Source organism: Variibacter gotjawalensis, from assembly GCF_002355335.1.
Lineage (GTDB): Bacteria > Pseudomonadota > Alphaproteobacteria > Rhizobiales > Xanthobacteraceae > Variibacter > Variibacter gotjawalensis.
In genome coordinates, this window is the sequence record NZ_AP014946.1 from 2,320,743 (window position 1) to 2,333,322 (window position 12,580).

Sequence of the window (12,580 nt, forward strand, 5' to 3'; positions counted from 1 at the left end):
ACTTTTCCACATCTGGCCCGTACCTTCGGAATGGGCCAAACCCTATATGTGGGTTGTGAGAATAACGCGGGGCGCTGCCGGGTAATGAGTATCACCCAATCGTTCGACCGTGACGTGAAGTTGGCCAAGGTTCAGGCCTCGACGTCGGCTGCGCCATCCGTAACGGTATCTGAGAACAGCCTTGCCGCGCCCGTGCTTGGCGCCGGCTGGAAAGTCGTTGTCGTCACGGGCCGCGAATTGGCGGATCAGCCGCGCTGGCAGCGCGCTTTCGCCGAGCAGCGCAAAGACCGCCGCTATTACGAGATCGTCGAGAACACGGTCGAGGGCTCGTTCGAGCATCGCTACTTCGTGTTCCTCGATCAGCACGGCGAAGCGAGGGCCATCCAGCCGTTCTTCCTCCTCGACCAAGATCTGCTCGCCGGCGTCGGCGCGACCATTCAGAATGCGGTCGCCAAAGTCCGCCGCGTGTGGCCGCGCTTCATGCGGCTGCGCACATTGATGGTTGGCTGCGCGGCTGGCGAAGGTCATCTCGATGCCACAACGGCGGGAGAGCGCCACGCCATCGGGGCTGCACTTGCGGGCTCGCTGCGCAAACATGCGCGCGCCATGAAGGCACCGATCGTGGTGCTGAAGGAATTTGCCTCGCGGTACCGCGACGCGCTCGCGGTCCTGCGCGATAACGCCGGCTTCACGCGCGTTCCCAGCCTGCCGATGACGCAGCTGCGTTTGGACTTCGACAACTTCGACGACTACATGCAGAAGAAGCTGAGCCGCATCGCGCGCAAGGATCTGCGCCGCAAATTCAAAGCGGCTGCCAAAGCTGACCCGATCGAGATGACAGTCGTGCGCGACGTCAGCGATGTCATCGACGAGATTTATCCGCTCTATCTCAACGTCTACGAGCGCTCGAGCCTGCACTTCGAGAAGCTGACGAAGGAATACCTTATCGAACTCGGCCGCCGTATGCCGGATCGCGTTCGCTTTTTCCTCTGGCGTCAGAACGGCAAGATCGTCGCGTTCAACCTCTGCATGGTGCACGCCGACGCGATCTATGACGAATACATCGGCCTCGATTACACGGTCGCGCTGAACCTGCACCTCTATCACTACACGTTCCGTGACGTGATGAATTGGGCGATCGCGCAAGGTTACAAGCGCTTCGTCAGCAACGGCCTCAACTACGATCCGAAGCTGCATCTCCGTCAGGAGTTGGCGCCGATCGATCTCTACGTGCGTCACACGTCTGCCATTGCGAACTTCGGTCTCGGCATCGCGCTGCCGTTGCTCGAGCCGACGCGCTACGACAAGACGCTCAAGAAATTCCCCAACTACGCCGACTTGTGGGGCTGAGGCTTCTCAGCATTCTCCGTCATGGCCCGGCTTGTCCGGGCCATCCACGTCTTTCTGATCTGTGGGGCTAATTAAGACGTGGATGGCCCGCATTAAGCGGGCCATGACGAACGATAGGTCGCGCTCCGTAAGCGACGGCAGGTGATTGCTGTTCAAATCGATTAGTACGAGCGGCCCTTCAGCGTATCCTTCAATTTACCGAAAGCGTTCTGAACCTTGCCGGCGACCTTGTCGGCCTTGCCTTCGACGCGAAGCTGTGTGCTGCCGGTGATTTTTCCGGCCGTGTCTTTGATCGATCCTTTGATCTGCTTCGCCGCGCCTTTGATTCGGTTCTTGTCCATGCGGTCCTCCCGATGATCAAACCAACGTGGACCGCGCTCGGCAAGTTCCCTCAGGTGCTTTCAGGTTCGACCAATCCGGGATCGTCCTCGCGCACCGAATTCACGCGGCGCGATACACGCCACATCCGCATCGGCTCGGACGGGTAGGGCTTGAGCAACTCGCGCGGATCCGCTTCCTCGCTGATCCACCGCTCGCAATCCTCGTTGCGCAGGATCACCGGCATGCGGTGATGGATCTGCGCCATCAGCTCATTCGCGTCGACCGTGAGCACCGCAAACGTGCGCTGCCACTCGCCGGTCTCCGGATGTTTCCAATTGTCCCACAAGCCGGCGAGCGCGAAGGGTGCGCCATCCTTCATACCGATCGCGTACGGCTGCTTCGCGCCGCCTTCCTCGCGCCACTCGAAGAAATTGTCGACCGGAATGATACAGCGCCGTTTGGCATAGCTCTCCGCGAACATGCGTGAGGTCGCGACCGTCTCGGCGCGGATGTTGACGAGCTTCGTCTTCGGCTTCGCGTCCTTGTTGAAGTTCGGCACATAGCCCCAGCGGATCAGGTCGAGCGAGCGCTCGCTGCTGCGGTGGTTCTCGCGGATGACCAGCAAGTCTTGCCCCGGCGCGCCGTTGTAGCGGCGCGGGATATTGCTGAGTCGGGAGTCGACGATGTCGAGACCATCGACGAACTGCAACTTGAACGGCTCGCTGAACTGGCTGATGCGTGCGCACATAGAGAGCTTTTTCGAGTGAAGTGGATACCGGTTCACGTCAAGAAAATGCGACCAGCAGGAAGCTTAATATGCGAAGCCGTGGCCGCGACCTCAAGGCGGTTGATCGCGCCCGCATGGGTGCTACACAGCCCGGATGACTGACGCCGCAGAAGCGCACGAGCCCCCGCCGGGTGATCCCGAATACGCCTACAAGCCGTCCGTCATGGGCAGCGCGTGCGCGTTTCGTGCGGCGCCGGACGAGTTCCACTGGGAGGTCGGCCGCCACGGCGGCGAGGTTCCGTATAGCGATATCCGCGCGATCCGCTTGTCGTTTCGCCCGATCACGCTGGCGAACTATCGGTTCATCGCAGAGATCTGGGTGAAGGGTCTGCCGAAGCTCACCGTCGCGTCGACCTCATGGCGCAGCATGGTGGAGCAGCAGCGCCGCGATGCCGACTACACGGCGTTTCTGCGCACGCTGCATGAGCGCATCCGCGCGACCGGGTCGACGCCTCAGCTTCTCGTCGGACTGTCGCCGTATTTGTATTGGCCCGGCATCGTCGCGATGATCGGCATGTTCGTCGCAATGGTGGTGCTGATCTGGCGCACAGTGTCGGCAGGCGTCGGCGGCGCGGCCGCATTTGGCTTTGTATTTATGGCGCTGTTGGCTTGGCAACTCGGCACATTCTTCTATCGCAATCGTCCCGGTTATTACCGCGCCGATGCGCTGCCGCCGCAAGTCCTGCCGCTCGACAGCTAAACGTCTTCGTCCTTCGCCTCTCTGCGGCGGACGAAGCCGCTCGCGACATCCGTCATTGTCGGCCGCGGCAATGCCGTGAATGGAAGCGGACGCACGACGTCGATCGCCGCGAGCCCGAGACGCGCCGTCAGCAGGCCGTTCAACACGCCTTCGCCGAGCTTCGCCGACAGCTTCGCGGCGACGCCGTGGCCAAGCATCTGCTGCACGATCGAGTCGCCGGCCGCCATGCCGCCGGTGACTGCGAGGTGCGTGATCGTTTCACGCACGAGCCGGATCATTCCGAGCCAGCCGGGGCGTCCGCCGTAAAGCTCGGCGAGGCGGCGGATCAACCGCACGGCGGTGTAGAGCACGAACAGCATATCGACGGCGGCACGCGGACTGACCGCAGTGACGACCGACACGCGCTTCGAAGCATCGGCGACAAGCTGCCGTGCCTCGGCGTCGAGATCCGGAAGGAGTTCGCGCTCGGCAAGGCGCACGAGGTCGGCGCCGTCGATGATATCCTGGCCGTGACTTTCAAGCGCGACGCGCCCGCGAGCGAGACGCGGCACCTTGCGCGCGAAGGCGATCAGATCGCCGATCAATGATCGCCCCGCGTCCCGATCGTCGCTGGCGAGAATGGCAACGGCGCGCTCGCGCAACGTCTCGACAGCCGCGAGACGCATCAGCCCGATACTCTCGCGCACGACGATGACCAGCAACGCAAACGCCGCGACCACCGCCAGCACAAATCCAAGCCAGCCGAGCCATTCGTTGCGGGCGAACAGGTCTTCGACCAGCTTCCAAACCGAGAGGCTCGCGCCCATCGACACGAGGCCGCCAAGCGCCGACCAGAACACCGTGCCCCAGCGAAAACGCTTGCGTGCGGGCGGCGCCAAGATTTCGGCCGGCAACGCAGCCTCGGGCTCGGGCTGGATGACGATGTCGGAGCGGCCACGGCTGCGCAGCGGCGCATCCACGTCGCTGATCGCGACATGCGGATCGTCGAGCCGGAAAACGGCCGGGCGGCGCTGCTCGCTCATGCCAATTTGTCTCCGATCAGGAATTGGAGCGCACGGTCGAGACGTATGTGGGGGAGCGATGGCGGCTTGTCACCCTCACGCTCGCGCAGCGGCGGGCGGAAGCGCAGGAACCGGTAGTCGCTGTCTGTTCCGGCGCCACTCGTGAGCCCGCGAAAACCGGTACCGGCAGGATCGAAGAGCTTCGAGGGATCCTCCGGCAGATCGCCTGGAAACACCGCGGTCTCGGACTGGCCATCGAAGGTCTGGCCGGCAATCGTTTCGCCGTTCAGCGGCGTGCCCATGATCGAGGGCAGGCGGTCGCGTCCGACCGCTACCATCGCCTCGCGCGTCGCCCGCACGGCCGCGAGCGCCACGACGTCGATCGCGGCGCCTGTGAACTTCGCGCGGTCGATCGCGGTCGCGATCATGCGCGAGAGAATGCGCTCGAGTCGGTCATGGCTGGTGTGGTGGAGGTGATCGGCCTTTGTCGCCGCAAACAAAATGCGGTCGACACGCGGACGAAACAGCGAACTCCACAGCGTCTGCCGTCCGACACGGAAGCAGTCGAGAATTTCGGTGAGCGTCGCCTGCAGATCCTGAAGTGCGTCCGGCCCTGCGTTGAAGGCCGCCAGCGCATCGACGAGCACGATCTGCCGGTCGAGCCGCGCGAAGTGCTCGCGGAAAAACGGCCGCACCAGCACGTCCTTGTAAGCCTCGAAGCGGCGCTCCATCATCGCGGCAAGCGAGCCGTCGGCGATCTCGACGCCGGGCGATAATTCGATCGGCGCGAAGGTGAGGGCGGGCGAGCCTTCAAGATCGCCCGGCATCAGGAAGCGGCCGGGCGGCAGCAGGCTCATCGCGAATTTGTCTTCGCGGCACGCGCGCAGATACGACGTGAATAGCCGCGCGGCATCCTGCACGACGGCTTCGTCCGCCGGCGCATCCGGATTGAGAGTCTTCAGGTTCGCGTGCCATTCGCCGGCAAGTCCGGCGCGCGTGCCCTGCCGGGACCGCGTGATCGTATCGGCCGACCACTCCGCATAGGTCTTCGTCAGCAACGGCAGATCGAGGAGCCACTCACCCGGATAATCGACGATGTCGAGCGTCAGCGTACGGTCCGCGCCGCCGCCCGCCGGCTGATAGTCGATGACGAGCCGCAGCTCGCTGATGCGCCGCGTCGAGTCGGGCCAGACGCGTGCGTCGACCAGCGCCTTGAGATGGTTCTCGTAGTCGAAGCGCGGCACGTTATCGTCCGGCTGCGGCGCCAGCCTCGCTCCCGTGATGCGGCCTTTTGCCAAAGCCTCGAAGACGGGCAGGCGACCACCTTGCGTCAATGCATGGACGAGCGCCGTGATGAACACCGTCTTGCCGGAGCGGGAGAGGCCGGTCACGCCGAGCCGCAGCGTCGGGTTGAACAGGCCCGCCGTATAGTCGCCGAGCGCGCGCGCCGTGATGCGCGTCTCTTCGGTGAGTTGGGTCAGCCAGTTCATGCGGCGGAGATAAGCACGAGACCCGGCGTGTACAAACTATTCGAGCCGCAGCGAGCGCGGCGTCACGAACCGGTCGAGCCGCCCGGTGCCTTGCGCAATGTCGCTCCAGCTGTCGGTCGCGAAATCGATGACGGCCAGCGCTGCGGTCGGGAACTTCTCGTCCATCGCATCGCGTGAGACCGGATCGCCCATCGTGACCAGGCTGTCGGCAAGCTCTTCCATCGCCGGATTGTGCCCGACGACGAGCAAGGCATGCACGTCCGGCTGCGTCTCGCGGATGACGCGGAGCAGCTTGTCGGCCGAGGCATCGTAAACGCGCGGCTCGATCGTCGAGGCCGGTGGCTCCTTGTAGGCGCCGGAGACAAGCTCCCAGGTCTCGCGCGTCCGCTGTGCGCTCGATACGAGGGCGAGGTCGGGCACCAGCGCCTGACCCGCCATATATTCGCCGACGCGAGGCGCTGCGCTGCGACCGCGTGCCGATAACACGCGGTCGATGTCCGCCTGACCGGCTTCGGACCAGTCGGACTTCGCGTGTCGGAGCAACATCAAGCGACGCATCGTCGTCAGTCTCTCGGCGAAAACGTCTCTACTGCGGGCGGCCTTCGCGCCGCGTCATAAAGGCAAGACGTTCGAACAGGTGGACGTCCTGTTCGTTCTTGATCAGCGCGCCATGCAGCGGCGGAATGAGCTTCTTCGGATCGCGCTCGCGCAGCGTCTCCGGCCCGATGTCTTCGACCATTAGAAGCTTCAACCAATCGAGCAGCTCCGACGTCGACGGCTTCTTCTTCATGCCCGGCACATCGCGGATTTCGTAGAAGAGCCGCAGCGCTTCGGCAACGAGGCGCTGCTTGATGCCCGGGAAATGGACGTCGACGATGGCCTGCATCGTCTCCTGATCCGGGAAGCGGATGTAGTGGAAGAAGCAGCGGCGCAGGAACGCGTCCGGCAGTTCCTTCTCGTTGTTTGACGTGATGATGACGACCGGGCGTTGCTTCGCCTTCACGATCTCGCCGGTCTCGTAGACGAAGAACTCCATGCGATCGAGCTCTTGCAGCAGATCGTTCGGGAATTCGATGTCCGCCTTGTCGATCTCGTCGATCAGCAGAACCGGGCGGCCTTCATGCGTAAAGGCTTCCCACAATTTGCCGCGCTTGATGTAGTTGCGGATGTCCTTGACGCGCTCGTCGCCGAGCTGCGAGTCACGCAGTCGCGTCACCGCGTCGTATTCGTAGAGACCTTGTTGCGCCTTGGTGGTCGACTTGATGTGCCATTCGAGTAGCGGAGCGCCGAGCGCCTTGGCGACTTCGATGGCCAGCACGGTCTTGCCGGTTCCGGGTTCGCCTTTGACCAGCAGGGGGCGTTCGAGGGCAATCGCGGCATTCACCGCAACCTTGAGATCTTCGGTTGCCACATAGGCGCTGGTTCCGTCGAAACGCATGCTGTCTCCGCTGGCGGCAACGAACGCCGCATTCCTTTATTCGTTCGGGGAAGTGACTTTGCCGCAATAGGACATGAGGACTGTCCGAAAGCAACCATTCGCCGCGTGTGTCGGCGCGGAGGTGAGTCGCAGGCCGTGGTGAACACCCTCTCGCAAATCGAGTGCTTTCTTTTTACGCTGCAATGCTTTGCGGTTATGCAAGAACCCTCTACTAAGGTGTTGTAGTAAGGCGGAAATGCCCGTCTTGTGGCCAACGCAAATCCGTTATTGTCCTGTCGTCAAGGTGGGATTATAAGCCCCCGCGCGAGACAAAGACTCGCGCATAAGTTTAGGGGTGGAGTGGTCTGAATGTCTGTGAAGACGAAAGCGTATCGCCCGACCGACAAAGAGCAGTTCATGAGTGAACGGCAGCGGGATTATTTCCGCGGCAAGCTCTTGGCCTGGAAAGAAGAGATCCTCAAGGAAGCCAAGGAAACGCTGCAGCATCTGCAGGATGAGAACGTCAATCATCCCGACCTTGCTGACCGCGCATCTTCCGAGACCGATCGAGCCATTGAGCTTCGCGCACGCGACCGCCAGCGCAAGCTCATCTCGAAGATCGATGCCGCGATCACACGCATCGACGACGGCACGTACGGCTACTGCGAAGAGACCGGTGAGCCGATTGCGATCCGCCGCCTCGAGGCGCGCCCGATCGCAACGCTCTCGCTCGAAGCGCAGGAACGCCACGAGCGTCGCGAGCGCGTCTATCGCGACGATTGATCGCTTCCGCGATGCGACCTAGCCGCGCGCCGGCGGCGCGCGGTGGGTCTCGCTGAGGTTCTTGTAGAAGAACGTCGTCGTGGCGAGTTTGCCGCCCGGTCGATAGGCGTGACCCGGCACCTTGCCGAATTCGATCCAGCCGCACGCGCGGTAGAGCTTGTCTCCGGCGCTGCCGGTCTCCGTATCCAGCATCAGAAGCGTGCGTCCCGCCGCAAGCGCTTCAGCCTCGGCAGCCTCTAAGAGACGCCGTCCCAATCCCTGCCGCCGCAGCGATGAGTGCACGAGCATCTTGCCGATCTCGGCGCGGTGCGGCTGGTTCGGCTGCTGCATGAAATAAACGATCACTGTGCCGACGATGCTGCGGCCATCGCTGGCGGCGAGCAGCGAGCGATCGCCGCTCGCGACGCCATCGATTTGGCCCCGCCAGAAGACGAGCGCTTCGTCGTGCGTGAAGCCTGTCATGAAGTTTACGGACGCGCCGTTTGCTACCGCGTCGACAAGAACGTCGGCAAGCTCACTCTGCTTGGCGTCGGCTTCGGCGGCGGTGAGCTTGCGAATCGTGAGAGCGCTCACCGCTTATCTCCGGAGATTACTTCTTGTCGCCGTCGGCCTTCTCGGGCGCGCCGGTCTTGAGCAGGCTCGCCATCTCTTCTTCGAGGCTGTCGAATACCGATTTCTGGATCGGCGGCGATCCCGGCGATGTCGGCGCATCGCTCTTCGCCGGCTGCGGAGCAGCAGAGGCGGCGGCTTGCGGCGACGGAGCGGCGGCCGCCTCGGCCTTCGGAGCTTCGGTCTTCGGGGCTTCGGCCTTGGGAGTGTCCACCTTCGGTGCTTCGACCTTCGGCGGATCGCGTCGCACGGGCGGCAACGGCACGCGGATCGTCGGCGGTCCGGCGTCCGGAGCGATCGGCGGCGGCGGCTCCGCGAGCGGCGGTGCGCGCAACGGCGACGACGGCGGACGCGGCGCGCCAGGACGGCGCAACGCGGCTTCGAGCTTGCTCGCCATCTCGGCGAGCGAATTGTCGGCGGCAACCGGGGCGGGCGCGTCCGAACGCGGCTGAACCGGCGGGAACGGCGGCGGGCGCACCGGCTCCGGCGTCCTCACGATCGGCGCCGGCATCGGTTCGGCGCGTGGCTCGTTGCGCGTCGGTGCCGGGACGCGCGACGGAACGCGCATCGGCGGCGGCTCACGCATCGCCGGTGCCTCACGCGGCTCCGGCAATGGCGGCGGCAATTCACGCGACTGCATCGGCGGCGGCAGCTCACGCGATTGCGGCGGCGGCAACGTCGCGGTGTCGCGCTGTTGCACCTGCGCGGCCTGCGCGCCTTGTGCCGGCAGTTCGCGCGGCTGCGAGACCGGGACGGAGCGCAGAATGTTCGGCTCGATCACGATGTCGGTCGGGCCGCCAATCATGACGAGATGCTCGACGTTGTCGCGGCGGATGAGGACGAGCCGGCGGCGTTGGTCGACCGCTGCGGCATCGATCACGGCGAGACGCGGCTGACGTCCACGCGCTGAGCTTCCGCCGCCGACACGGCCACCACCGCGTCCACGGAACAGGAAGTACACCAGCACGATGAGCACCAGCACCACGACGACCGCGATGGCCAGCTTCACCGGCGTCGAAAGATCGTTGAAACTATCGAGCATTCTACCTCACTCGCCCATCGCCGGTGTGAACCAGCGTACCCCGGCGTCGAAACCAACCGCCTGCGCGGTCGCCAAAAACTGACACGGCCAAAATGTAACACGGCAATGTCTAAGTGGTGCCGTCGAACACGTCCAGGCTACCATTTGTACGGTCAAAGCCGCCGGATGACTATCCGGCAGCTATTCTTTCTTAACCTATAGTTAACCATGATTCCGGCCATCCGGTTGCACTCATTGGCGAAATTCACACGTTCCTCGATCCGTTCCCGCGCACGTTCCTATTCTGTATTCCCCGCCCCGAAACTGACCCTGGCCCGGGCCACGCGGCGGTGCGCTTCGAGCACTCCTCGATCGTAGATTTCCGCTGTCGTGCGTGGGTCGGCGTGGCCGGTAACCTTGACACGGTCGTCGCGGTTGGTGCCAGCGCGATGCCCCTCGGTGTTGCCGCCAGCCCGGGAGTTGGAATGCCACATGCCGGCTGGGAGGCCTGCCGCTTCTGGAAGCGCTGCTACTCCTCTGGCGTGCAAAGTGTGCTCGTGTTCTCAACCACGATCAGCGGGCCGCTGCGCGCACCCAGCGTCTCAATGATGTAAGGTCAGGGTGCCGGTGGTCAGATCAGCCCAGTTAGATCGAGTACCGTCAACACCAGCGCGGCCCCGCCCATCACGATCCATAGGGCGGCACGGACCCATGCGATCTTCTCTTCGCGCGTAAGCCACCTGTCGCGTGCATCGTAAGTGAACAAATTAGCGTCTCCTTCGGTGTGTCGTTTTGAAACTCGGTAGATCCGATGGACGACTGCATCGGCAGGTTGCAAAACACATGCCTCACGGAGACAGTCGCGTCCGAGCAAATGAAAAGTTGGGTGAACTCTTACTCGGGCGTTCAGTTCGGTTCCATACTCGGCCTCGCCGGATTCCGCGTTGAGGAGTGCGTGACTTACAAGCCTGGACAGTATGTGATGCGCGCCGTCCGCAAGACTATCGGTGTCCTTGATCGCGATGATGCGCGGCGCGCGCTTGGCCGATCGTCTTTGGGTGCGTGAGCAGCTCCCTCAGCGAAGCGTCGTAGTGTAGAAGCCGAGCGGGATTAAAAGCAGAAGTTGTTGAGGCCTCTGCCGCACGTGTCGGAAAGTCGCGGGCAATTCTTCGACCAGCGTCTGCCGCATCGCCCGGTTGGCCTGACCCACTCCTGCGCAATCAATCAGTTCGAATCATCGGCGATGGCGCGCCTCATTGCCAATCTCTTCGAATAGGGGCAGCGCCGTTCGCACAGCGTCCCTCCATCTCCAAAGTCGATCGAACTAACTAAGGGTTTTTTCAGCTCGTTCAGCGTTTTGGAAGTGGTGCTTAACGAGACACCGCACCGGGTATGCTGCTCTGTGCGAGGTTGTGAGCAAGGACGCACTAGCGCGTCTCTTGCCGAGGTACCGACTATGTCGCTTCCGACTGCTCAAGAGCAGCTCATGCTCGAGCTCGTCAACAAATTCAGGGCCGATCCATCGGGCGAATACGGCCGATTAACTGGATCAGGGGCGGACGGCAATGTTACTGCGGCGATCAACTATTTTGGCGTCGACCGTGGATCGCTGCTGGCACAACTTAATGCGACAGCGGCAGTCGCACCGCTGGCTTGGAGCAGCGCGCTCAACGGCGCTGCTGCAAGCCATAATGCAAACATGATCGCTTACGATCAACAAAGTCACCAGCTTCCGAACGAGCAGAGCCTTGCACAGCGCGCCACAAACGCTGGATTTAACGGATACACCGCGCTTGGCGAAAACATCTACGCGTTCGCCGATAACTTGGTCTCGGGCCATGCAGGCTTCGTGATCGATTGGGGTTACGACGTAGAGGACATCATGTCGAACGGTCAGCTTTATGCTGATTGGCGAACGCGCGGTGACGGCATGCAAGATCCAGCTGGTCATCGCATCAACCTTGCGAATAGCGCTTACAAAGAAATTGGTATCTCGGTCGTCGCGGAAAGCAACTCGGCAACGAGCGTTGGCCCCTACGTGATCTCGCAGGAGCTTGGCGCACGGTCGGGATACGCCGCGCAGTTTGTCGGCGTGATAATCAATGACAGCGACAACGATAATTTTTACGATATCGGGGAAGGATTAAGCGGCGTTTTAATCACTCTAAAGAGCGGCTCGCAGACCTATACCACAACGAGCTGGGATTCTGGCGGCTGGCAACTAGCGGTGCCGCCGGGGTCATACACGATTACATTCAGTGGCGGCGGTCTGTCGGGGACGGTGACAAAGACGGCAACGCTTGGAAACGCTAATGTCAAAGTCGACGCTGAAGCGGCTGATGCGTTTGGTGCGGATCCTTTCGCAGGAGATGATACGCTTTTCGGTACTCCCGGAAACGATGTTATCTACGCGTTTGATGGCAACGACATTGTCAGGGGCCTTGACGGAAACGATCTTCTCGACGGCGGCTCTGGCTCCGATGTACTCGACGGCGGTCTAGGGGCCGACCAATTGTTCGGTCGCGACGGCAACGACTATCTCAACGGCGGTGAAGTATTCAGTCTATCGGCAAACCAGGGGGCCGTTTATCGGCTCTACGGCGCGACGTTTGATAGAGCTCCCGACTTCGTCGGCTTCACTTCGTGGGCAGCGGGACTAGCGAGCGGTCAGCAAACGCTGACGTCGGTAGCGAATGCTTTTGTCGTTTCGGCCGAGTTCCAGCAGACATATGGCGCGCTGTCGAATCCGCAGTTCGTTGCGCTGCTTTACAACAACGTTCTGGACCGAGCTCCCGATCAGAGCGGCTTTACTTCGTGGGTTGCATACCTAGATGCAGGCGCATCGCGTGCAAGCGTGCTGCTCGGATTCTCGGAGTCCTCTGAGTTCAAGTCCATCTCTGCAATGGGGGAGATGGGTTATGCTTCTGAGGTCGTTTATGGACAATCGGTTGGCCAGATCTACAGGCTGTACGATACGATCTTTGGTCGCGAGCCGGATGTCGGCGGCTTTACTGGTTGGGTTGGAGGAAATAATTCTGGAGCTTCGCTTCAGAGTATCACCACTCAGTTTGTGCAATCGGCGGAATTTCGACAAACCTAGG

At 62.3% G+C, this 12,580-nt stretch carries 12 protein-coding genes; 4 read left to right on the plus strand and 8 right to left on the minus strand.

Translation table 11 applies throughout. From position 1 onward, the window contains the following. The first annotated feature begins 84 nt into the window (after positions 1–84). Positions 85–1,350 carry a GNAT family N-acetyltransferase gene (locus GJW30_RS11220; protein ID WP_096355311.1) on the plus strand — a complete coding sequence of 422 codons (1,266 nt, stop codon included), beginning with the start codon at positions 85–87 and terminating at the stop codon, positions 1,348–1,350. A 161-nt stretch (positions 1,351–1,511) separates the two neighbouring features. Here the strand turns inward: GJW30_RS11220 and GJW30_RS11225 are convergent, their stop codons facing one another. Together GJW30_RS11225 and GJW30_RS11230 are read right to left on the minus strand one after the other, a co-directional pair. Next, the gene (locus GJW30_RS11225; RefSeq protein ID WP_096355313.1) at positions 1,512–1,691 is read right to left on the minus strand and encodes a CsbD family protein; all 180 of its coding nucleotides are present in this window, start codon (positions 1,689–1,691) and stop codon (positions 1,512–1,514) included. Between the two features lie 50 nt (positions 1,692–1,741). Continuing rightward, positions 1,742–2,419 (minus strand): SOS response-associated peptidase, encoded by a 678-nt coding sequence (locus GJW30_RS11230; RefSeq protein ID WP_096355315.1) that lies wholly within the window; start codon positions 2,417–2,419, stop codon positions 1,742–1,744. Positions 2,420–2,552: 133 nt separating this feature from the next. Between GJW30_RS11230 and GJW30_RS11235 the strand changes: the two genes are divergently transcribed. Further along, on the plus strand, positions 2,553–3,158 hold the full coding sequence (locus GJW30_RS11235; protein WP_096355317.1) for a hypothetical protein: 606 nt from the start codon (positions 2,553–2,555) through the stop codon (positions 3,156–3,158). On the opposite strand, the gene GJW30_RS11240 is transcribed toward GJW30_RS11235, so the two are convergent. The 4 genes from GJW30_RS11240 to GJW30_RS11255 are packed head-to-tail and all read right to left on the minus strand — an operon-like array spanning position 3,155 to position 7,087. Further along, the gene (locus tag GJW30_RS11240; protein ID WP_096355319.1) at positions 3,155–4,180 is read right to left on the minus strand and encodes a YcjF family protein; all 1,026 of its coding nucleotides are present in this window, start codon (positions 4,178–4,180) and stop codon (positions 3,155–3,157) included. The genes GJW30_RS11235 and GJW30_RS11240 overlap by 4 nt on opposite strands. Continuing rightward, entirely contained in the window at positions 4,177–5,649 is a 1,473-nt protein-coding gene (locus GJW30_RS11245) for a YcjX family GTP-binding protein (RefSeq protein WP_096355321.1), read from the minus strand. Before GJW30_RS11245 ends, GJW30_RS11240 begins: the two co-directional genes overlap by 4 nt. Before the next feature lie 36 nt (positions 5,650–5,685). Beyond that, positions 5,686–6,195: a SixA phosphatase family protein gene (locus GJW30_RS11250; RefSeq protein ID WP_245408483.1), complete on the minus strand. Its 510-nt coding sequence runs from the start codon at positions 6,193–6,195 to the stop codon at positions 5,686–5,688. Between the two features lie 40 nt (positions 6,196–6,235). Beyond that, positions 6,236–7,087 carry an AAA family ATPase gene (locus GJW30_RS11255; protein WP_096355325.1) on the minus strand — a complete coding sequence of 284 codons (852 nt, stop codon included), beginning with the start codon at positions 7,085–7,087 and terminating at the stop codon, positions 6,236–6,238. A 348-nt stretch (positions 7,088–7,435) separates the two neighbouring features. Here GJW30_RS11255 and dksA point away from each other — a divergent pair, with 348 nt between their 5' ends. Then, the gene (gene dksA / locus GJW30_RS11260; protein ID WP_096355327.1) at positions 7,436–7,849 is read left to right on the plus strand and encodes an RNA polymerase-binding protein DksA; all 414 of its coding nucleotides are present in this window, start codon (positions 7,436–7,438) and stop codon (positions 7,847–7,849) included. Between the two features lie 18 nt (positions 7,850–7,867). Here the strand turns inward: dksA and GJW30_RS11265 are convergent, their stop codons facing one another. Together GJW30_RS11265 and GJW30_RS11270 are read right to left on the minus strand one after the other, a co-directional pair. After that, positions 7,868–8,422, minus strand: coding sequence for a GNAT family N-acetyltransferase (locus GJW30_RS11265; RefSeq protein WP_096355329.1), 555 nt, complete (start codon positions 8,420–8,422; stop codon positions 7,868–7,870). Positions 8,423–8,438: 16 nt separating this feature from the next. After that, positions 8,439–9,500 (minus strand): flagellar biosynthetic protein FliO, encoded by a 1,062-nt coding sequence (locus GJW30_RS11270; RefSeq protein ID WP_096355331.1) that lies wholly within the window; start codon positions 9,498–9,500, stop codon positions 8,439–8,441. A gap of 1,465 nt (positions 9,501–10,965) precedes the next feature. Between GJW30_RS11270 and GJW30_RS11280 the strand changes: the two genes are divergently transcribed. After that, positions 10,966–12,579 (plus strand): DUF4214 domain-containing protein, encoded by a 1,614-nt coding sequence (locus GJW30_RS11280; RefSeq protein WP_165391651.1) that lies wholly within the window; start codon positions 10,966–10,968, stop codon positions 12,577–12,579. Position 12,580 lies beyond the last annotated feature (1 nt).

Bases quoted from the DNA above. Each gene is read 5' to 3' on its own strand.
- GJW30_RS11220 (WP_096355311.1), top strand. From the start codon at position 85: ATGAGTATCACCCAATCGTTCGACCGTGACGTGAAGTTGGCCAAGGTT.
- GJW30_RS11225 (WP_096355313.1), bottom strand. From the start codon at position 1,691: ATGGACAAGAACCGAATCAAAGGCGCGGCGAAGCAGATCAAAGGATCG.
- GJW30_RS11230 (WP_096355315.1), bottom strand. From the start codon at position 2,419: ATGTGCGCACGCATCAGCCAGTTCAGCGAGCCGTTCAAGTTGCAGTTC.
- GJW30_RS11235 (WP_096355317.1), top strand. From the start codon at position 2,553: ATGACTGACGCCGCAGAAGCGCACGAGCCCCCGCCGGGTGATCCCGAA.
- GJW30_RS11240 (WP_096355319.1), bottom strand. From the start codon at position 4,180: ATGAGCGAGCAGCGCCGCCCGGCCGTTTTCCGGCTCGACGATCCGCAT.
- GJW30_RS11245 (WP_096355321.1), bottom strand. From the start codon at position 5,649: ATGAACTGGCTGACCCAACTCACCGAAGAGACGCGCATCACGGCGCGC.
- GJW30_RS11250 (WP_245408483.1), bottom strand. From the start codon at position 6,195: ATGTTGCTCCGACACGCGAAGTCCGACTGGTCCGAAGCCGGTCAGGCG.
- GJW30_RS11255 (WP_096355325.1), bottom strand. From the start codon at position 7,087: ATGCGTTTCGACGGAACCAGCGCCTATGTGGCAACCGAAGATCTCAAG.
- dksA (WP_096355327.1), top strand. From the start codon at position 7,436: ATGTCTGTGAAGACGAAAGCGTATCGCCCGACCGACAAAGAGCAGTTC.
- GJW30_RS11270 (WP_096355331.1), bottom strand. From the start codon at position 9,500: ATGCTCGATAGTTTCAACGATCTTTCGACGCCGGTGAAGCTGGCCATC.
- GJW30_RS11280 (WP_165391651.1), top strand. From the start codon at position 10,966: ATGCTCGAGCTCGTCAACAAATTCAGGGCCGATCCATCGGGCGAATAC.